Annotated in this window: 21 protein-coding genes; 4 read left to right on the plus strand and 17 right to left on the minus strand. The window is 62.4% G+C overall.

Annotated features, from left to right (window positions below; all coding sequences use genetic code 11):
- Positions 1 to 31: 31 nt before the first annotated feature.
- Both WFR25_RS20975 and WFR25_RS20980 read left to right on the plus strand, forming a co-directional pair.
- Positions 32 to 2,080 (plus strand): carbon starvation CstA family protein, encoded by a 2,049-nt coding sequence (locus WFR25_RS20975; protein WP_336973391.1) that lies wholly within the window; start codon positions 32 to 34, stop codon positions 2,078 to 2,080.
- Positions 2,077 to 2,262 carry a YbdD/YjiX family protein gene (locus WFR25_RS20980; protein WP_336973395.1) on the plus strand — a complete coding sequence of 62 codons (186 nt, stop codon included), beginning with the start codon at positions 2,077 to 2,079 and terminating at the stop codon, positions 2,260 to 2,262. The genes WFR25_RS20975 and WFR25_RS20980 overlap by 4 nt, the downstream gene beginning before the upstream one ends.
- On the opposite strand, the gene WFR25_RS20985 is transcribed toward WFR25_RS20980, so the two are convergent.
- Positions 2,259 to 3,176 carry an XdhC family protein gene (locus WFR25_RS20985; protein WP_336973397.1) on the minus strand — a complete coding sequence of 306 codons (918 nt, stop codon included), beginning with the start codon at positions 3,174 to 3,176 and terminating at the stop codon, positions 2,259 to 2,261. The genes WFR25_RS20980 and WFR25_RS20985 overlap by 4 nt on opposite strands.
- Before the next feature lie 73 nt (positions 3,177 to 3,249).
- Positions 3,250 to 3,933: a S24 family peptidase gene (locus WFR25_RS20990; RefSeq protein WP_336973399.1), complete on the minus strand. Its 684-nt coding sequence runs from the start codon at positions 3,931 to 3,933 to the stop codon at positions 3,250 to 3,252.
- A gap of 112 nt (positions 3,934 to 4,045) precedes the next feature.
- Here WFR25_RS20990 and WFR25_RS20995 point away from each other — a divergent pair, with 112 nt between their 5' ends.
- Together WFR25_RS20995 and WFR25_RS21000 are read left to right on the plus strand one after the other, a co-directional pair.
- Entirely contained in the window at positions 4,046 to 4,234 is a 189-nt protein-coding gene (locus tag WFR25_RS20995) for a hypothetical protein (RefSeq protein WP_336973401.1), read from the plus strand.
- 239 nt (positions 4,235 to 4,473) lie between these two features.
- Entirely contained in the window at positions 4,474 to 4,755 is a 282-nt protein-coding gene (locus WFR25_RS21000; RefSeq protein ID WP_336973402.1) for a hypothetical protein, read from the plus strand.
- A 430-nt stretch (positions 4,756 to 5,185) separates the two neighbouring features.
- Here the strand turns inward: WFR25_RS21000 and WFR25_RS21005 are convergent, their stop codons facing one another.
- The 15 genes from WFR25_RS21005 to WFR25_RS21075 all read right to left on the minus strand — a co-directional run bounded on the left by WFR25_RS21005 (position 5,186) and on the right by WFR25_RS21075 (position 19,780).
- Positions 5,186 to 5,758 (minus strand): glycoside hydrolase family protein, encoded by a 573-nt coding sequence (locus WFR25_RS21005; RefSeq protein WP_336973403.1) that lies wholly within the window; start codon positions 5,756 to 5,758, stop codon positions 5,186 to 5,188.
- Between the two features lie 53 nt (positions 5,759 to 5,811).
- Complete coding sequence (locus WFR25_RS21010; RefSeq protein ID WP_336973405.1) at positions 5,812 to 6,564, minus strand: hypothetical protein; 753 nt, start codon at positions 6,562 to 6,564, stop codon at positions 5,812 to 5,814.
- On the minus strand, positions 6,561 to 6,926 hold the full coding sequence (locus WFR25_RS21015; RefSeq protein WP_336973407.1) for a hypothetical protein: 366 nt from the start codon (positions 6,924 to 6,926) through the stop codon (positions 6,561 to 6,563). Before WFR25_RS21015 ends, WFR25_RS21010 begins: the two co-directional genes overlap by 4 nt.
- Before the next feature lie 20 nt (positions 6,927 to 6,946).
- Entirely contained in the window at positions 6,947 to 9,490 is a 2,544-nt protein-coding gene (locus tag WFR25_RS21020; protein WP_336973408.1) for a hypothetical protein, read from the minus strand.
- 1 nt (position 9,491) lies between these two features.
- Positions 9,492 to 11,657 (minus strand): gp53-like domain-containing protein, encoded by a 2,166-nt coding sequence (locus tag WFR25_RS21025; RefSeq protein WP_336973409.1) that lies wholly within the window; start codon positions 11,655 to 11,657, stop codon positions 9,492 to 9,494.
- A complete protein-coding gene (locus WFR25_RS21030; protein ID WP_336973411.1) occupies positions 11,658 to 15,308 on the minus strand; it encodes a coiled-coil domain-containing protein in 3,651 nt (1,216 codons plus the stop codon).
- Positions 15,305 to 15,601 (minus strand): DUF1799 domain-containing protein, encoded by a 297-nt coding sequence (locus WFR25_RS21035; protein WP_336973413.1) that lies wholly within the window; start codon positions 15,599 to 15,601, stop codon positions 15,305 to 15,307. The genes WFR25_RS21030 and WFR25_RS21035 overlap by 4 nt, the downstream gene beginning before the upstream one ends.
- A gap of 62 nt (positions 15,602 to 15,663) precedes the next feature.
- Entirely contained in the window at positions 15,664 to 16,077 is a 414-nt protein-coding gene (locus WFR25_RS21040; protein WP_336973415.1) for a histidine kinase, read from the minus strand.
- A 114-nt stretch (positions 16,078 to 16,191) separates the two neighbouring features.
- Positions 16,192 to 17,130 carry a phage tail tube protein gene (locus WFR25_RS21045; RefSeq protein WP_336973417.1) on the minus strand — a complete coding sequence of 313 codons (939 nt, stop codon included), beginning with the start codon at positions 17,128 to 17,130 and terminating at the stop codon, positions 16,192 to 16,194.
- On the minus strand, positions 17,123 to 17,341 hold the full coding sequence (locus WFR25_RS21050; protein WP_336973419.1) for a hypothetical protein: 219 nt from the start codon (positions 17,339 to 17,341) through the stop codon (positions 17,123 to 17,125). The genes WFR25_RS21045 and WFR25_RS21050 overlap by 8 nt, the downstream gene beginning before the upstream one ends.
- Entirely contained in the window at positions 17,338 to 17,754 is a 417-nt protein-coding gene (locus WFR25_RS21055) for a phage tail terminator protein (RefSeq protein ID WP_336973421.1), read from the minus strand. The genes WFR25_RS21050 and WFR25_RS21055 overlap by 4 nt, the downstream gene beginning before the upstream one ends.
- The gene (locus tag WFR25_RS21060) at positions 17,751 to 18,257 is read right to left on the minus strand and encodes a phage virion morphogenesis family protein (RefSeq protein ID WP_336973422.1); all 507 of its coding nucleotides are present in this window, start codon (positions 18,255 to 18,257) and stop codon (positions 17,751 to 17,753) included. Before WFR25_RS21060 ends, WFR25_RS21055 begins: the two co-directional genes overlap by 4 nt.
- The gene (locus WFR25_RS21065) at positions 18,257 to 18,976 is read right to left on the minus strand and encodes a phage protein Gp36 family protein (RefSeq protein ID WP_336973424.1); all 720 of its coding nucleotides are present in this window, start codon (positions 18,974 to 18,976) and stop codon (positions 18,257 to 18,259) included. Before WFR25_RS21065 ends, WFR25_RS21060 begins: the two co-directional genes overlap by 1 nt.
- The gene (locus tag WFR25_RS21070) at positions 18,966 to 19,181 is read right to left on the minus strand and encodes a hypothetical protein (RefSeq protein WP_336973427.1); all 216 of its coding nucleotides are present in this window, start codon (positions 19,179 to 19,181) and stop codon (positions 18,966 to 18,968) included. Before WFR25_RS21070 ends, WFR25_RS21065 begins: the two co-directional genes overlap by 11 nt.
- Entirely contained in the window at positions 19,178 to 19,780 is a 603-nt protein-coding gene (locus tag WFR25_RS21075) for a hypothetical protein (protein WP_336973428.1), read from the minus strand. The genes WFR25_RS21070 and WFR25_RS21075 overlap by 4 nt, the downstream gene beginning before the upstream one ends.
- Between the last annotated feature and the right edge of the window lie 101 nt (positions 19,781 to 19,881).

Consider the following 19,881-nt stretch of genomic DNA (forward strand, 5'->3'; position numbering starts at 1 on the left):
GCCAAACCGATTTTAACAGCGTGAGAAGCCGATGACCCGACATCTTCCATGGATCATCATAGCGATTTTGGGCGCGGTCGCGCTATCGGTGGTCGCGGTATCGCGTGGCGAGGCGGTCAACGCGCTGTGGATCGTGGTCGCGGCGGTGAGCTGTTTCCTCGTCGCCTATCGCTATTATACGCTGTTCATCGGGCGGACGGTCATGCGGCTGGATGCGGGCCGCCCCACTCCCGCCATCCGCCGCGCCGATGGCCTCGACTATGTCGCGACCGACAAGGCCGTGTTGTTTGGCCATCATTTCGCGGCGATCGCGGGCGCGGGGCCGCTGGTCGGGCCGGTGCTGGCCGCGCAGATGGGCTATCTCCCCGGAACGCTGTGGATCATCGTGGGCGTGGTGCTGGCGGGCGCGGTGCAGGACTTCATGATCCTGTTCATCTCCATGCGCCGCGACGGCAAGTCGCTGGGCGAGTTGATCCGCATGGAAATGGGGCAGGTCGCGGGCACCATCGCGCTGTTCGGCGCCTTCATGATCATGGTCATCATCCTTGCCGTGCTGGCGCTGATCGTCGTCAAGGCGCTGGCGGAAAGTCCGTGGGGCATGTTCACCGTGGCGGCTACCGTGCCGCTCGCCATGTTCATGGGCGTCTATACCCGCTGGATACGGCCGGGGCGGATTGGTGAGGTATCGCTGCTGGGCCTGGTGGGCCTGTTGGCCGCGATCGTCTATGGGCAGGCGATTGCGCAGTCGCCCGTCTGGGGACCGATCTTCACTTTCACGCCGATTCAGCTGTGCTGGATATTGATCGGCTATGGCGCGGTCGCTTCCGTGCTGCCTGTCTGGCTGTTGCTGGCACCGCGCGATTATTTGTCAACTTTCCTGAAGATCGGCGCGATTGCGGCGCTCGCCATCGGCATCGTCATCATGGCCCCGCCACTGAAGATGCCCGCGCTGACCCAGTTTGCCGCGGGTGGCGGGCCGGTCTGGTCGGGTGGCCTCTTCCCCTTCCTGTTCATCACCATCGCCTGCGGCGCGGTGTCGGGATTCCATGCTCTTATAGCCAGCGGCACCACGCCCAAGCTGATCGCCAGCGAAGCCCATGCGCCAATGATCGGCTATGGCGCGATGCTGATGGAGGCGTTCGTGGCGATCATGGCGCTGGTCGGCGCCTCGATCCTGGACCCCGGCATCTATTTCACCATGAACAGCCCCGGTGCGCTGATCGGCACCGACGCCGCCAGCGCGTCCGCCGCCGTCACCGCCATGGGCTTCCCCATCTCCCCCGATCTCATCGCCCAGACGGCGAAGGATGTGGGCGAACATAGCATCATCTCCCGCGCGGGCGGCGCACCGACGCTCGCGGTGGCGATGGCGGAAATCTTCTCCCATGTCGTCGGCGGCCCGGCGATGAAGGCCTTCTGGTATCACTTCGCGATTCTTTTCGAGGCACTGTTCATCCTGACCGCCGTGGATGCAGGCACGCGCGCCGGGCGCTTCATGCTGCAGGATCTGATCGCGCTGGCCGTCCCGTCCTTCAAGAACACATCCAGCCAGATACCGGCCTTTGTCGCCACCGGCCTGTGCGTGGCGGCATGGGGCTTCTTCCTTTATCAAGGTGTCACCGATCCGCTGGGCGGGGTGAACACGCTATGGCCGGTGTTCGGCATTTCCAATCAGATGCTGGCCGCCATCGCGCTGATGCTCGGCACCGCCGTCCTCTTCCGCATGAAGCAGGATCGTTATGCCTGGGTGACGATCCTACCAGCCGCATGGCTGCTGATTTGCACCCTGTCGGCGGGCTGGTTGAAGCTGGCATCGGTCGATCCCAAGGTCGGCTTCCTCTCCCATGCCGCAACGTTCAGCGACGCGGCGGCGCGCGGTGAACTCCTCTCCCCCGCCAAGTCAATGGCGGAAATGCAGCGCATCATTTTCAACGACCGCGTCGATGCCGCGCTGGTAGCGCTGTTCCTGGCGGTCGTGTTGGCGGTGCTGTTCTTCACCATCCGCACCTGCATCGCCGCGCGGCGGACGGATGCGCCAACCACACGGGAAATCCCGTCCACGATGGTCCCGGCAGAATGAGCAACTTCCTCACCACCCTGCGGCAGACTGCACGGCTAATGGTCGGAATGCCTGACTATGACGTCTATCTGCGCCACATGCGCGAGCATCATGCCGATGCGCCGGTGATGGACCGCGTCACCTTCTTCCGTGACCGGCAGGAGGCCCGCTATGGCGGGAAGAATGGCGGGCGCTGCTGCTAACGCTTGCCGTTGAAACGGGCGATCATCCCAGCCGCGATCGACAGCGCGATTTCCGCCGCGCCGACCGCGCCAATGTCCAGCCCCGCCGGGCCGTCGATCCGGGCAAGATCATCAGCGGAAAAACCCAGCGCAGATAACCGTTCCAACCGGGCGGCATGGCTTTTGCGCGATCCCAATGCGGCGACATAGCCGGCACCCCCACGCAACGCCGCCTCCAGCGCCGGATCGTCGATCTTGATGTCATGACTGAGTGTCACGATCGCCGTGGAGGCACCGGGATGGCGAACAGCAATCGCCTCGTCGGGCCAGCGATCGTCCAGTTCCACGCCGGGGAAGCGCTCTTCCGTCAGGAACCGCCCCCGCGGGTCGATGACGATGGGCGTGACGCCGATCGCCTGCGCCAACGGCACCAGCGACTGGGCGATCTGGACCGCGCCGACGATCAACAAGCGACGCGGAGGATCGTAGCGGTTGACGAACTGGCCTGCAATTTCGCCCTCCACCGTGATGCCGGTGGCCAGATCGGTGGAAAGCGCGAGCCCCTGCCCGCCCTCCGCCGATCGGGCGATGCGCGCGAAATGATCGGGATCAAAGCCTCGTTCGCCCACCGGCTGGACCAGCACCGCAATCTCTCCACCGCAGGGCAGCCCGACCGCCCAGGCATCGCCATCGGCCACCCCATAGGTCTCCAGATGCGCGGGCCGCCCAGCAATCACCTCAGCCGCGCGTTGCAACACATCGCTTTCGACGCAGCCCCCGGAAATCGAGCCTTCGAACCGGCCATCGCGATGCACGATCATATGGCTGCCGCGTGGACGCGGCGCAGATCCCCAGGTGGACACCACAGTCGCCAGCGCCATGGGTGCGCCGTGCCATGCGATGCCCTTTTCTATAACCGGGCCATTATCGTTCATGTGGACGGGAACTCCATGGATGATCTGGTCCGCATGTCGCCATGCCGACGCCACAACGCAAGGGCCACGAAAATCATCCCAACCGCCGCCCCGTCCACACCACTCGTCCGACAATGGCGACCAGCGCCGGGTCGATATCCGGCCAGTCGGGATAATGAACATTGTCGCTCAATACCGAAAAGCGACCGCGCTGCGGCCCGGTAGCGATTCGCTTGACCATCAGCACCCCATCCAGCCGCAGTACATAAATGCCGTCCCGCAACCGCTCCGCGCCATCGCGATGATCGACCATGATGTCATCGCCATGGCCCAACGTCGGCGCCATCGATTCGCCATCGACCCGGATGATTGCGGCGCTCCCCCCCCGCACACCCAGATCGCGCAACCAGTGCGAATCGAACGCCATGCTGCCTGCCGCGCGCTCATCCACGTCCAGCGATCCCGCGCCCGCCGACGCGCCCAGCGCCAGCCGAGGGACCGCGACGATAGACGGCATAGAGAGCATCGCCGCGCCGCGATGGACGGGCGTTGGTTCGCTGCCACTCCCCAGAACCGCCTCCTCCACGCCGAAATAACGGGCGAGTCGCCGACGATCATCCTCATCCAGTTTGCGGGGCGTGCCGCGCTTGATAAACTGTTGGATATAGGCAGGATTACGGCCGAGCATTCGGGACAGGTCGGCATAATTGTCGCCCCGTCGTGCGATCAATCGTTCCAACGCTTCGCGCCCATCCAGTCCAGAAAGCCCGTCAACCATGATTGCATCTTAGCGATAGGAATTTTCCTAGACAAGTAGGAAATTGCCTACGAAATAGATTGCGAGGCTGGATTCGCATGGGGCGAGTCCTGACAGGAGGAGGAGCCGGGCCATGCACCTGCTGCGTATGATCGAGATTTTTTTGAAGGAGACGGGAATCGCCCCGACCCGCTTTGGTCGGGACGCCGTGCGCGATCCCCGACTGGTCCACGACATGCGTCGGGGTCGCGAGCCGGGAAAAAGGATGCGGAGACGTGTGGAACATTTCGTGAACACATATCGCAGGGGCACCGGCGCATGACAAGCCTGATCCACACAATGCCGGGCGCGCGAGCGGTGTAGCGCGACAAAAACTCGCGACATTAAGTCCGCGACAAAAAGTCGGCTGTAGCGCGCAAAAAACTACGGTGAGAAAGAGCCATTCAAGGCAGTTGCAGGGGCGCTTCAGGCGCCTTTTTTTATGGGTGTGCTGACACGCACCTAACCGCCGAAGCGGATGATGCTAAAGCGCTGGTCACTGATAACGACTCGGAGGACATCATGGTTGACAACCCCATTGCCAGCTTGAAAGCGGACCTGAAATTTTTGACCGATCGCGTTATCGCGCAAGGTTTTGCAATTGATCAGCTTTCGATCTCGCTATTCCGGGCGCACGGGATGACAAAGTCGCAATTCGACGAACAATCGAAAAACATCCGCGACAATTTTGGTGTGACGGATGTGATGGACCCCAATGCGATCAAGGCAGCGGCACAGACTGATGGTGTGCGAAAGCATCTCGATCAGATATTCGCGGCGATGCGCCGTCAGCTTCCCGATTGAGTTCCCACGCACTAGCCGATCCGACGGCTCCAAGCATTGCAAGTTGATCCGCAATGCTTAGTTCATCGCCTCCGATGGCTGTATCGTCCGGCTGGATTGCGATCCTCTTGTCGATCCATCGGGAACCGGCGCGGATGAGACCGCCGCCCACTTCCGCGAGAGCTGCGGCGAGGAATATCTTCGCGATACGTCCAAACATGATCTTGCTCCTAAGCCGCGCGCCGCGCGCGACGATGCCTGCGGCGAACGCGGCGGCTGATGTGATTGCGATTGGGACGGCGAACCGTCTTGGCTTGGCTGCGCCTGGACCGACGCGGACGCCAGCAGCGGGGACCGGACACCGGTGCGGTGGCTACCGGCAACGCAAAGGCCGCACCCGGCAAACCGAGCGCGGCAATGACAGCGTGGGCAGCGGTAAAGAGCCAACCCATCAGACAAGTCCCTTGAGGCACACATCCCGCTCATAGGCGCGGCGGTTGATGAGGCCCTGAACAGGCTTCAGGATGGCCTTGCGGGTCTTCTTGTCATAGCCGACCGTGATGTTGATGAAGCCGGTCGTCTTGACCTTCGTGCCGTCGTTACGGGTGACAACGAATTCCGGCCCGATTGCTTCGCAGCCACCTTTGAAATTGCCCGCCTTGAAACGGGCTGCGGCGGTCGAACGGCAATAGTTCGGGCCACCAATGTTGTAGGTCAGGAGGCCCGCCGCGCGTATCAACTGCGGACGGCCCTTCAACTGCGGAGTGCATTGGAGAACTTCGCCGACATGGGCTGTAGCCTGGCGCGTGAGGCTCGCCTGGCATTCAGCATCGGAATACATCTTACCGACCACCACATCGCTGGTATCGCCTGCACACTTGGTCGGGATTTTCGCGATGTCGAGATAGCCGACATTCTTCATACCCTCCCAGCGGATGAGATCGGTCTGATATGCCGTTGCGGCAGCGGCCGACCCCATCAGGACTGCAAGGGTAGCGTTCTTCGTAAGGGATAGTTTTGCCATGCCGCCAAATGTGCCCCGAGAATGGGGCAGCCCTTGGCGTCCATGGAGGGAAGTCACGCCCACTCCACCACCGAACAGGCCCAGCGCACATTGTCGGCTTCGACGTCCTCATATGGCTGGAACCGCTCGAATACGCCATAGTGGAAAGCCTCATTGAACCCGGCTGCCAGGTCGGCATTCTCGATGACCACGATCGGCTTGCGCAAACCCCTGCCCCGTTTGATCGACCAGAGGCGGCGCGTCTCTTCATCCGTAAGGTCGATGAACGAGAAAGCGAACTGCGCTTTTACGACACCATCGTCCGTGCCAAACCCACCGCTGGCCAAATCCTGCCGCGACCCGGTGTCCACCGGCGTGCGCCCGCCACCACGCTCACGATGCTTCTCGAACTGGAGGCCTATGACCAGCGCCCCGACATAGAGCGGCGCGGCACCGGACTGGCTGACCGTGATGCGGAAATAGCGGGCCTCGACCGGCGCATCGAGGGACGCGAAGCAATGATGACGCGGGCCTTCGCTATCGGCTGCCCGCATCGGCGCGGCAGGGACGATGGTGGACAAGCCAGCGCCGAGGCCCGTGCCCTGTTCGATCCACCAGGACGCCGCGACATCGGCGTTGGTGTAGGCAAGGCAGAAGCTGTCGACGGCAACGACAGCGCCCATGTCGATGTCGATCGTGACCGGCGCCAGCGACGGCGCGATCCATGCCTCGTTTGGATCAGCGGTCAGCAGATTAGCCGCGCCGGTGCCTGCGACGGTGGGCGTTGCGGCCAGCGCAAGCGGGGCGATGATGAGAACGCCGCTCATGGCAGCCGCCGCACGACAGTGAGATTGGTACGGTCGATCTGGTCCAGTTCCCTGGCGCCGATCACAAAGACATTCAGGCCACCGGCATAGCCTGCGCGGCTGGCGGTGAGCGTCACAGGCCGCGCGACCAGGTCAACCCGCTGGCCGGGCACCTGAAGCACCTCGACCGCCAGCGGGACGCCGAAGAGAGACATTTGCCGCTCCGCCTCGTCCTGGGCATCCTCATGCAGCGCCAACGGTGAGATGACCTCGGCCGTCGCCGCGAGAGCGCCCCAGATCACCTGAAGGTCAGCCGAACTTGTCGCGGCGAACAGACACTCGGACTGTAGCCATGCAGCGAAATCAGATGGCACATTAGCCATGGACGGACACCTTCCTCATATCAGTAGCCCCGCATCGGATACCAGAGCAGCCCGCTGCCACTCTCCAGGGCGATGAACATCACGGCGTCGGCTGGCTGGAAGACGATCGGAGCCGCCAGCACCATCGCGGCGCTGGCATTGAGGTTCATGACCCCGATGCTATTGGGCGTCGTCACGACCAGCAGTTCCTGCCGCTCGAATGTCGGCAGCGTCGTGATGGTGACGGTCTTGCCAATCGCGATGTTCACCCGCGCCTGGAACTCAAGCCGCTGCTCCCATCGGTTCGCGCCCCAGGGCGTTTCGGCGATCGACCCGCCTGCATTATAGGTGAGCGTCCGCCGCCATGGCTGGTTGCCGATCCCATGCGCCAGCCTGAGCGGCGCGCGGGCAAGGGCAAGGTTTGGGCAGTGATAGAAGCCGCCGAGCGCGGCATGGCTGGCCTGCCAGTCGCTGTCGATCCGATCGATGTTGATCGATCCGACGGCCGGGCCGGGGTCGCTGTTGCCGCCCGAGGCGATGTCCCATGTCAGCGCGCTGGATGCGCCGTCCGTGATCAGCTTCACATGGTCGCAATGAAAGGACATGCCCGGCATCGTGCCTGCCGGATCGTCCATCAGGATCAGGTGCGGCGATGCCTGCGACGATGAACTGGGCACCGTCGCGCGGCTCGATCGCGCAATATCCGCCACCAGCTTGTCGCCATTGACGGTCGCGCTGTTCTTCAGCTTGAACAGCCCGGCGCGCGAAAACTCGACACTGTTGAAGCCCACATCCACGTCGATCTGACTGAAACGCAGCGCCACATGATCGATCTCAAACAGATAGTCGCTGTTCGTATCGGCATAGATATCCATGTCCATCGTGATCTTGGGCAGGTCCGTGTTGAAGCGACCCGTCGCCCGAACGATGACGCGCTGGCGATCATAGCCCTTGGGCCGGTTGTGGACATGGCCCTTCACCTTGAAGCCGCCGCCGCCATCCCCGTCGATCGTCATCTCGATCGCGCCCTCGCCGGTGGACTGGCAACCGAGCAGGAAGCAATCCTTGCCGCGCAGCTTATAGCCGAACCAGGCGGCGGTCGGTCCCTGATAGTTCTGGGTCACGACAGAGGCGATCGCGCCGCAGCCGATGGCGTCTGGATGGGTGTCATAGCCCGAGTTTTGCGGGCCGTTGAACACGCCCCCGATCACCACGCACCCGACGCAGCCGCCAAAGCGGTTGAGGTAATTCTGAAGGTCCAGATCGCTGACATCAGGGGGCGTCACCGCAGGATCGGTCGCACCCCAGCTATCCAGCGCGCCGGTCGAATAGCCGTGCCGGACGTCGCCCGTCTCCAATTGCCAATCGCGGCTGTCGGTGCAGGCATAGTCGATGAGGGCATAGCCATATTGAAGCTGGTCGAAATCGGTCCAGGCCTTCTCCACCCGCAGGCCGATCGACCGCGCCTGCCAGCAACTGTCCCGCTGGATCGCCGCGCCGATCACATAGGGCACGGTAACGTTCCGCAGCTCAGGCGCGACGGCACCGGTGATGCGGACCAGCCTGGACGGCAGCGTCCGCGCCGGGATCGGCGTGATGACCGGGTCGGCGATCGTCAGGTCGCTGATGACGCAAGGCTTGCGGGTCAGCTTGACCATGCGGATATTGGCGACCGGCGCGATTCGCAGCGGCGCATAGCCGAACAGATAGTTGCCGACCGGGTCGATCTTCGCGATCTTGATGATCTCGGCATAGCATTCGCGGTTGGTCGAGCCGTCCGCCTCGCGGGTGCCATGGCTGATGAGGGTGGAACTGAATATCTTGACCACGTCGCCCACGGCATAGCCAGACACGTCGGGCACGCCGATCCGCGCGACGGGCGTCAGGATCGTGGTCTCGCTGTTGATCGCCTCGTTGACGGTCGCCAGTGAGGTGACGGGCTTATGATCGGTGAAACGATAACGGATGTCGAAGCCGATCGCGCCGTTCATGCTGTCGGCGCGCAGGATGGTCGCGCCATTGCCGCGCAGACGGATCGCCAGATCGACCGGCATGAGCGAGGCGTTCAGCGTGTAGATCTTGCCCGGCACCAGATCGACGACCAGGCCGAACAGATCAGCGATGGTCAGCGCCGCCAGCAGCGCGCCCGTGAAGCCGGTTTCCACATTGCCGAACTGTTCCGGCCGGATCGCGCCCGCTGGTAGATACGCCCACCACCGGCCGTCAACCGACTGAAACGCACCGGGCGTTGCCGGATCGGTGGCCACGTTGCGGAAAGTGGCACCGCCACCATCGCCGGTCGCGGCATAGCCGTCCGTCTGGAGATATGCGGCGGTTGGCGGAATATTGACCGTGGTCAGTTCCGCCGTGGTCATGAAGGCCTTGCGCAGAACCGTCTCCGCGAGCGCGCCGGGCGACGGGAACAGCCGCGTAAAGCCCGTGCTATCCGACAGCGGATAATAGCCATCCCCATCCGGCCCGCCGTCAGGCGCGCCGCCCAACCAGTTCGTGAACTCGATCAGCGACAGTTCGCGGCGACCGAGCAGGGCTGTCACGCGATCAAGGATGTCAGACTCAATCGGCATGTCAAAATCCCCACGCGGTCCAGTGGAAGCCGTCGATATTGTTATTGTTGGATGTTGAACTCTGGGTCTGGATCGTCGCACCGAACCGCGTTGGGTCTCCGACTATCTGTATCCAAAGGTCGCGGAAGTTGCTCGGCGCGTTGATGCGCGGCACCGGGATGAAGCTGCGACATTCAACAGGAAACGGCGCGTCGAAGACGATCGACATGGATGTCTCGTCGCCGATCAGCGCCTTGTAAGACCCGGTTTTCATGATCAGGCCGCCGGGGAACTCCTGCGAAATCTGATCCGCAGTGACGACCTTTTTCGCGTTGAACTCTGGGTCCATCGCGCCAAAGTCGATGTGACCGACCTTAAGGTTTTCGATATAGACGAGGTCACCATCGATACCGAAGGCTGCAAGCACAGTGCCGTCCGGCTTGGTTATCACAGTCTGATCTGCAATCAGCCCGATCCGGCTAATTTCCTCACCGGCCGATGTAACGATCGACGCCATGTTGCCATAGGCATCCACTCTGATGACCGCTCGCGCTTCGGTGCCATCCGGCCCGGTCAGCACTTCCAGCAAGAAAGCGGCGGTGGCCGTCACCTGATCCGTCGTTAGCCCAATTTCCGTCAGCTTCTGTGCGAACGATTGGGTTGGGCTGACCTTCACCGCGTCGAGGTTCAGGTTCCATGCCGTGCCGTCCGGCGTCGCCGCGCCCAGCAGGGCAAAGTTGCTCGCGCTCGCGCTGTTCTCGGTCGTCTGCGCATTGCGAAACTCTAGGAACTTGGTGCTGACCGGCTGGCCTTCCACCAGCGTCCGCGCATTCATGACTTCGGTCAGCTCATCCTGACGCAGACCATTCGCCAGAGCGCTTTCTGTATTGATGTCGGCCTGCTCGATCACTTCGGCAGCGGCGACCCCGGCGACATGCGCCACATCAAGGGCGGTGTGATTGCCGGTAACATCGGCACCGGCTTCCGCTGGCTGACGATCCTCAACCGGCGTGCCGTCATTATAAAGAATGTCACCGGCAGAAAGCGCGATCGATATCTCGCCATCGCCATGCAATCGTTCATTGCGCTGGTAGCCGACGCGACGCGAACTGATCGGACGGATGGTCCGCTCCCGGCTGATGAATTCTGCCCGAAGCGCTTCCACCGGCGCGTCGAACGTCCAGGGCAGGATTTCGATGAAGCCGTCCGGGCCAAGCTGCCAGATCAACGTCACACGCTGCAACAGCCGATCCAGCGCGGAAGCGGCGGTTTCGGTGACATCTCTTATATGCAAACCGGCTGGACCAGGGCGCGCCGCGATCGATGCCGCGAGGTTGGAAATGACCGGACCGCCCTCGCTCGCCAAAAGCTGGGCAGCGACGCCCGCAACTGTCTCGGCATAGCCGCCGCCTGTTTCACCGCGCAGATTAGCGGTGAGAGGGCCAGCGGGCTGTGTCCACCATTTGGCGCAAGCGATGGAGGGAGCAACCACACCGCCGCCCTGGGGCGCAACCGCTGCCCGAAGGGCGGCGAAGGTGTCCGCTATGCTGCCCTGCCATTCCAGCAATACCGTGGCACCGGCCCGACCCTTGTCCCGCAGCACGTCGAAGGCGAGCAGCGGGCGAGCCGGATCACCGAACTCATAGATATTGTACGCCTGGTCGAGCAGCCGTCCTTCAATGTTAAAGACCCGGCCCAGACTACGCCGCTTTGGCCGTCCGATCGCATAGATGCCGCCCTCGATGCCGCCCGTGCCAGCGAACTGGGCAGAGACGGGCGGCTTGTCGAGCGACTTGGCAAGGTCAGCAGCGGTGATGACCAGGCCGCCTTCGGCGATCGTCGCGTCCGCCACGACACCCGTCAGGCGGCGCGTGACGAGCGGACCATTGATCCGGTCCACCTCAATGGCTGCATCGCGCCAATAATAGCCCAGCAATATGTCGAGCCGGGATGGATCGGCGGGCTTGAACGACAGGGCCGATGACGTGGGAACAACGCGGCCGGTCCAGCCACTATCGTCGAAACTCATCTTCGCTTCAAAGCTGGGATGCGTCACAATCCCGGCCATGTAGTGACCGGCCCCATCATGGTACGGCTTGCCCGTCGCCCCGCCAGCAAGGCGGATCGGCACGATCGCCCCGGTTGCCGCATTGCGCGGATAGGCGCGGATATATGTCCCCAGCGCCATTTAACGCGCTACCAGCGACGGATCGAGCGGCGGGGGAAGGCCCGAGGTCGACGACTGCTGCACTAACGCCAGGATATTGGACGAGATGTCCGACAGATAATTGACCTGCTGGGTCGCCAGCGTATTGGCGGTGTCCAGCTTGGTGTTCGTTGCCGCGACCGCATCCTGAGCGGCCTTGATACGGTCGTTCTCAGCCTTGATGACCGCCTCGGCCGAGCTGATCGCGGTGGACCGATCCGCCGCATATTCACCACCGGCCGTACCGAACGCATCGCGCGACAACTCGACTAGCTGGCGGCTGAGATTGCTCAGCGTGTCGGCCGCGCCATCCTTGCCAGCCTCGGCATCGGCGCGCGCGGTGGCGATCTGCGCCAACAGCGCCTGGCGCTGGTCGGCGGCAGACCCTTCGAACAGATTGCCGAATTTAAGATCGTCCAGCAAACCCTGAAGCGAGCCGATCCGGCTGGACAGCAATTCGTCCACCAGCTTGGCGCGATCCTCGGCATTGCGCTTTTCGATCTCGACCACATCGAAACCATAGTCCGAGGCGATCCGCAGCCGGTCTTTCGCCTGCGCCTCGAAATCCCGGAACGCGCGCTGCATCTCGGAACCAAGGCCGCCCAGCAGTTCCTCGACTTCGCGAACCTTCAGCGCCTCGGCGATGGCATCGTCCAAATCCTTGCTGGACCGCAGCGCCTTCTGGACCGCAGCACTGATGCCGGTGATGCCGCCATCCGAAATCGCGTCCATCACCGCATATGCGATGGCGCCAGCTTCATCGTCGTTGAAATCCTTGCCGCCCTGGCTCTTTTTCAGCCGTCCGCGGCCGGTAGGATCGACATGGAAGCTGTCGCCGGAAATGCCGATCGATACCGCGAACTTGCCGACTTCACCGCCGAACTCTTCGGCCAGTTGCTTCAACGTGTCCTGGACCGAACTGCCCAGCCCCACAGAAGCGTCCTTCAGCGCGGACTTGTTGCCGGTGACAGACATATCGGCTTCGCTGCCGCCCGTCAGGTTGGCGCTTGCCCTGGGCGTCGATTTGAACATGCCGCCGATCAGCGACCCGGCAATACCGCCAATGATAGAGCCAAATGGCCCGAGGCCGGACATCACCTTATTCAGTGTGCCTTCCAGCAGCGACCCGGCCGCGCCACCCAATGCGCCGCCCGTGCTGCTGCCCTTCATGCCCAGGGCGTCACTGACACCCTTGCCGACCGTCGCGCCGATCTGCGCGCCGCCCAGGGCGCGGCCCATCGACTTGGACACCGACGCGCTGAAAACGCCATTGTCACCGAAAACATCGTTGAAAGTGCTTTTCAGGCTCGATTTAAGGTCGTTGAAAACATCTTCATAGCCGTCCTTGAAGGCACTTTTGAATGTGGCGAGCGTGTCCGGCTTTGCGGTGCCGGTCGATACGATTTCGATATTCGGATCAAACGCCTTGCCATCGTCGCCAACAATCCAACCCGCAGGCACATCGCCAGCGGCACTGGTAGCAGTCTTGCCGGACATGATGTCGGCAGCGGTCTTCGCGGCCTTACCCAAATCAACGATGTCGATCGCCGCCTTCTCCACCGCGACCGCCATCTTCTCACCGGCCTTGCTGACCTGGTCAGCGCCGGTAACCTGATCCTCCAGATCGCGAAAGAACGACCCGAAGAATTTCTCGGTCACGACATCGGCGAACAGACGGTCTGCAACATCCAGGCTGCGCTTGAAGAAATCGCCAAAGGCCTTCGGGCCGTCGCTCCGAAGGCCTTCCAGCGTCTGGCGGACATTTTCGCGCATGTCCGTAACGGACGTCAGATAGGCCTGCTGAAGCGCCTGTTGCGACCGCATCTCCAGCGTCTGCTGACGCATGACACCGAGATTGTCATAGAGCTGGCGCACTTCGTCGGAGCGGATGCCCCGCTTCATCAGCTCGGTTGCAAGCTGCGCTTCGCTCTCGACGCCCAGCTTGTCCATCAGGCCATAGGTGACCTGAAGCGCATGGGCATCGGCCTCACGACCCGAAAGACGCAGCTTTCCCAATTCAATTTCGCGCTGCTGATCGCCCAGCATCTCACGGATAGGCCGCGCCAGGCTATCTTCGATCAACGGTTTTACGGCCTTGGCCTGCTCGATCAGCTTCTGGTAATTTGGGGGTTTACGCTTTTCCAGATCGGCGATGATGGCATCAAGCTGGACAGTGGACTGGCGGGCGCGATCAATATCGCGCGGCGCGACGTTGAATTGATCATTGAGGCGCGCAATTGCATCTTCTGCCCGCTCACCGAACTTTTCGAGGCGTACAGCCTCACGCGCCGCCTTTGCAGCACTGTTGTCCTTCTTCGGCTTCCGCGCATCGCGAAGCGCGTTTTCGCGGGTTTTCAGTGTCGCCAGTTGGCGCTGGAACTCGCCTTCGGAGATTGTTTCAAGCCCGCCCTCGGCCAAGGGAACCGGACCCTGCTCAAGCGTAGAACGCCGCCGCTCAGTCAAACGTGCGCGCTGGCGCTCGATTTCCGCCAACCCACGCGCCTTCGGATCGGCACTCTCATTGGCATTCCGGGCTTCATAAGCCGTTTGCGCAGATGCCAAAGCCCCGCGAGCAGCATTGAGTTGCGCCTCTAGCTCAGCCTTGCTCCTGTTCAGATTTATAAGTTCACCGCGCGCCATTGCACGATTGCCAAAGACATCGAAGACATCGGCGAGAGCAGAAGGACTGGCTGTCCGCTGTGCGATGTCTTCATCTATTTTGGTCAGTTGTGCAGTCAACTGACTGACACTTTTCTGTGCAAAGAGCCGCGAATTGTCGATCATTAACGCCTGGGTGTTGATCAATCCCCGCGTAGCTTCGTCCAACGCCTGAATAGTTTCGGTATAGTTCTTTACCAGCCCGCTCGCCGCGACCAAGCTGTTGCTGAAGTCAATCGTAGATGCCTGCGCACTGGCGCTGGCTTCATCCGTTTTCAGCAAAGTCGAAGCGAGAGCCGTTGCCACCGATGCGCCGACCGTCAGCGCAATGCCCCAAGGCCCACCGATGAAGCTCGCAAAGCTGGCCAGCTTTCCCTTTCCACCTTCCGACGCCTGGCCAAGCAGGGTCAATGCCGAGCCGAACTGGCCGATCTGCTGCGCGGCGATTACCGAAAGACGCGTACCGCTCGCATAGCTGGCGAACACATCCTGCATCTGGTAGCCCAGTTGCAGATACCCGGCGCGCTGAAGACCGACATTCGTGGTCAACTGCTGCGTGACGCCAGTCAGGCGGCGCTGCACATCGGCATGCTGATTGGCAGACAGCAGGCCTTTCCGGTGCAGAATGTCGTTAAGTTCAAGTTGCCGGTTTAGCTTGGCCTGCTCGATCGCGGCGGGATCGAGCATCTTGCGGAAATCGGCAAGCGCACCTTCTTCCTCGCGCGCAGCCTTTGCAGCATCGCGTTTGGCCCTGGCAGCGGCTTCCTTCGCTTCGGTGTCTTTCCGCGTCTCGCCAGCGCTCTTGCCAGCAGCGGCACCGGCTGATGCCGTGGCCTGGGACAGATCGCGTGCGGCATCGGCCGCCGCTTTCTCCGATCCGCGCAATTGCTCAAGTTCAGCGCGCGACAGCTTGAGCTGTCCCACCAAGCCGGTCCCATCGGCATTAAGCCGGACGCCAACGACGATATCGGTCATCGCCGCGCCGCCCTGGCGAACTCATCCAGCGCGGATGCTTCCATGGAGCGGATATCGCGCAGAAGCGCGGGCGTCATGGTGATGTCCATCATATCGGCGGTCGGACGGATCGACGCATAATCGATGCCCAGGCGCATGCCGGTCATGGCATGACGTGTCCATTGGGTGCCGAGGCTGACGAACAGGCTGAACGGGGTCGCTTCGTCTGGCGACAGTTCGATCTGGCCGGGCCGTTCGACGGTGCCAGCAAGGCGGTCCTTCATCCACTGGGGCATGATCGCTGCCTGGGTCATCGCGTCATCGGACTTTCTTGTGGCGCCGCCGCGCCCGCTGGCCCAAGCGCGCGCGGCGGCTTTCAGTTTCCCGAACGGATCTCGGGGCGGGCTGCGCGGCAGGAGCCATAGGCGCGCAGGACGGCGGGCAGCACATTGGGCACATTCAGCAAGGACTGGAGGTTGGCGGCGTTGAACGGCAACGGCTCTTCATTTTCGGCCGCAACGCCCCGCCAGTCGCGGGCGATGCGTTGGATGAGCTGGACAGAAAGCGCGCTGGGGGACACGACCGGCTGCCCTGCCTCGCCTTCGACGGACGACTCTGTTGCGGCACCGGACAGAAATTCCGCCGTTTCCTTGCCGAAGGCGTCGATCTCATCCTCGCCCAGAATGACGAAGCGCAATTCGATCTTGTTTTCCACGACGGCGCCGTCTTCCTGGACACCGGCGAAAAGGACGGGCCACCAAACAAGCGGCTCGGCGATGATCTTGAACATTGGTCTGATCCTTGGAAGATGATGGGAGGCCGGTTGTCTCGGCCGCGCCTGCCCCTGGGCTATCGCGATACCGGGCCGAACCCCAGTGATCGCCGCCCTCTCTGCTGGGTTGTTCTATCTTGCTGTGATCACCAGATCGGCGGTACCGCCCTCGACCGTGTGGGTCATGGCCAGCGTCCACATGAGGGTGTCATCCTCGTTGCTTTCGGTAATATCGGTGATCTGCACCTTTTCAGATGCCAGCCCGAGGATGTTGCCTGCAACCGTGCCATGATCCAGCGCCCAGTTCACAAGGCTTCCCGCCCGCAACGACTGGATGTAATTCTTCGTCGCGATGTCGGGCGCCTCGATCACGGCGGTGGACGTGAAGCTGTGATTGCCGCGCCGGACATAACGCTTGCCAACCAGGTTGCGCATGGCGGTGGTGACACCGGCATCCGCGCGCCACGATCGCAGCGCTGGCGCATAGCCATCGAGAAGAAAATCGCTGTTGTCGGTGTTGACCTCTACCGGCTGCAACCAGCGGGTAAGATCGACTGCGCCCGGCGCGCTCTTGTCGAACGGCGTCGCGGCCGGGATCATGCCGAGCCAGTTGAACCCGATGAACGGATAAGCGCCCGCCGTGAAATCCATGGTGAACGACCCCACCATGCCGACTGCCTTGCGGCGCTGATCACTCATATAGTCATACTGGCTGATCGACGTGGCATCCACACCAGGCAAGGCGAACTGCTGGACGGCGTCGGTATCGGCCGTCAGGACGGGTGCAGCCAGGCCACAGGCCTCCAGCAGCTCCATCCAGCCTGGCGCAGTTCCCGCCTCGCCCGAACCCGCAATCTCGACTTCGTAGCTGGTCGTGCGCCGTTCGTTGCTGGGAACGCTGGCCAGCGCGCCGAACACGCGCTGATCCAGATTGCGCTCGATCCGGTCCAGATCGACCGGCTTGGCCGAATAGTTGCGCGTCAAGATACCATTTGCGCCCACGGTCGGGACACTGTCCACGCCATAGGTCAGTTCCTTCTTGGCGAGGACAACCGCCACCCAATCAACCATTATTCTGCTCCGTCAAAGACGTGTCGGTGATGGGCGGCGCCCATGCTTCCGGCTCGATGTTGGGATCAGGCTTGCCCAGCTCTTCCAGGGCGCGAACGCGGGCGGGGCCACTATAGGGCAAGTCCCACTGATCAACCTGACGACCGGCGCCATCGACCGAACGGGGCGCGGTCGGCTTTTCCTGGGTGGTTTTGGCCTTGGACCGGCTCATTGACTTTCCTTCCTGATATGCCGAGAAGCATTAAAGGAAACAGCCCACGCCACTTGGGGTCCATCCATGGAAACCAAGCGTTCGCCCGCATATTCGCATGCACGGCTGGCTTCTGGATGGGTCCACCCCACAAGCGCATCCACGACGGCGTCGCAGTGGACCTTCAGCAGATCGGACACCGTTTCGCCCCTGCGCGCACCCTTCACGATCACCACGACCGAGAATGTTTCCGACACCTTCTGGTCGATGACGCCACTCATCTTGTTCGGCTGCGCACTGCTGCGCTCGGGCACAACGAACAGCGCCGGGTCCGCGCGCGGCGCATCGGACAACCCGACCATTTCCAGCAGCCCGTCCACGGACAAAAATCCCGCAGCCTTGAGCCGGGCGACGGTAGGGGCAAATGCGATCATGCGGCACCTTCATTGAAAAGCCCGCGCATGAAGTCGGACAGGATTTCTACGGTGGATTGACGTTCGACTTCGCCGAAGCCGAGGAACTGGCGCTTTGGCATCGTGACCTGGGCAACGATGCGGCCACCGAACGACAACGCTTTTCCGTTCTTCGGCTTGATCGTTCCGCCTTCATTATGGATGCGGGCATATCGAGCAGGACCAGCCGTGCGCAGAACGCCGACCTGCGCAAAGTCGCTGCCATGTCGTGGCTCAACGGCGTTGAAGAGAAAGCGGTCCTGTTGCAGGAGCGGACGGCCTGGATCGCTGTTATCGCGCCGCTTCATCCAGGGAATGCCCAACGGATCGCGCTCCTGGGCGAAGCGGTCGCGCACGGCGACCATCCATTCGTCCGCGATCTCAGCCATGGGCTGACGCATATCAACGCCATTCTTGATCGCTTTCGCCAGGGCGCGATCCAGCGCCTGGTCGTTAAGCTCGATCGTGACATCGATGCCGGACATCAGTAGCCCGCCAACCCGTCTGGATAGGCACGGCGGCCCGGCGCGATCAGGATCGGCGTGTCGCTGGCGGCCTCGGCCGGGGGCGTCGCGACCGGAATAGGCATGGCGCCCGTCTGTATGCGCTCCAGCATACGCATGGACGCTTTCAATTGCGCCTCGACGCCATCGCCGTTGGGCTGGAGTTCGGCGCGCGCCAGATCGCCGACGATCTTCTTGATGATGAACGGCACGTCTACCAGCGGCACGGTATAGCGCCCGGCGACATGCGCGTCGGCCACGGCCTGGGCATTGATCAGGGCGCCGACCAGCAAGCCGCGATCGATGCGGCCATGGCCGACCGGATCAGCCATTCGCACGACCTCCTGAAGCGTAAAGCGCTCGACGAACTCGGCGATCGACAGATAGGGGGCGCCGCCATCCGGCATGGACCAGGCCGCATCTATGACGACGATTTCCAGCTCGGTTTCGGCCCTGTCGCCCTCGGCATCGTCGGCAATGGCCGTGACCAGGTAACGCTCGCCATCGGTCCCCCCGGAGATGGCGAGCGTCAGCGCACCGGCGAACAACGTGGAAACCACGTCGAGCGCGGCGGCGCCCGAAACCAGCCCCCTGGCTTCGGACCCGACCGAATGCAGTGCGGCAATCGTCGCCACACCATTGAAGGTCACAGACCGCTGGATCGTCTCCGACGGTTGTTTCAGGATGGTTTCAAGCGCCATGCATACTCGCTGTACCGAGGAAGGCGATCACAGCGACCATCAGCCAGAAGGCCAGCGCCAGGCCGAAGATGGCCGCACCAGCGTCGAAGAAGCGCGCGGGCCAGTGCTGCGCGGTGTCGGTCATGCAGCGACCAGCCCCCAGCATGACGAGCAGGCCTAATGCGGTCAGCCCGACCGCAATCCATAGTATCGCCGCCGCCGTCACTTGGCGGGCGCCTTGGACTTGCCAGCGGCTTTCGCAGGCGCGGGTTTGATGGGCGCGACGACTGGTGGCGGCGGCGGTGCAGTTTCGGACGCGACCCGGTCGCCGCTGGCTGCGTGCTCCGCTTCAGCAATCGGTGGTGAACTCTCACCGGACTTGAGGTCAACGACCGCTGCCCCGTTGCGATGCACAATGGGCGCGACCATATCAACCAGACCCATAATGCCGGGCGAAGCAACGAAATCCTCCACCACGATATCGCCTGCTCCAATACGGCGTACCACTTCGCCGATGAGCAGGGAGCTGTTCAAACCATCAATGATCAGGACGAGTTGCGCGCCCGTCAGTTCTTCGCCTTTGAAAACCGCGACACCGCCTAGTTCAGCGATGGCCGCAATCACCTGATCCCTGGACGGCTGATAGTCGAAAGCCGTTTGCTGATCGTTCACCCACGCATCAGCGGCCGCGAACTGAGAAATAACCTCCACCGTTACGTCTTGATCGGTTTCCTCCAGCGCTCCATTCGCAAGCAGACCCTCGACTTCGATTGGATGCAGGCAAATGACCGCGCCATCTTCGATCGGAAGGCGCGGGTCGCCCAACCGGCGACGCAGACCACGGACTGGCGTCCTGACCAGATAATTTTGCATAGATGTTTCCTTCGTTCAGAAAAAAATCGGGCGGAGGGAAGGAACCCCTCCGC

Origin of the sequence: Sphingobium aromaticiconvertens, assembly GCF_037154075.1 — a bacterium.
GTDB classification, from domain to species: Bacteria; Pseudomonadota; Alphaproteobacteria; order Sphingomonadales; family Sphingomonadaceae; genus Sphingobium; species Sphingobium aromaticiconvertens.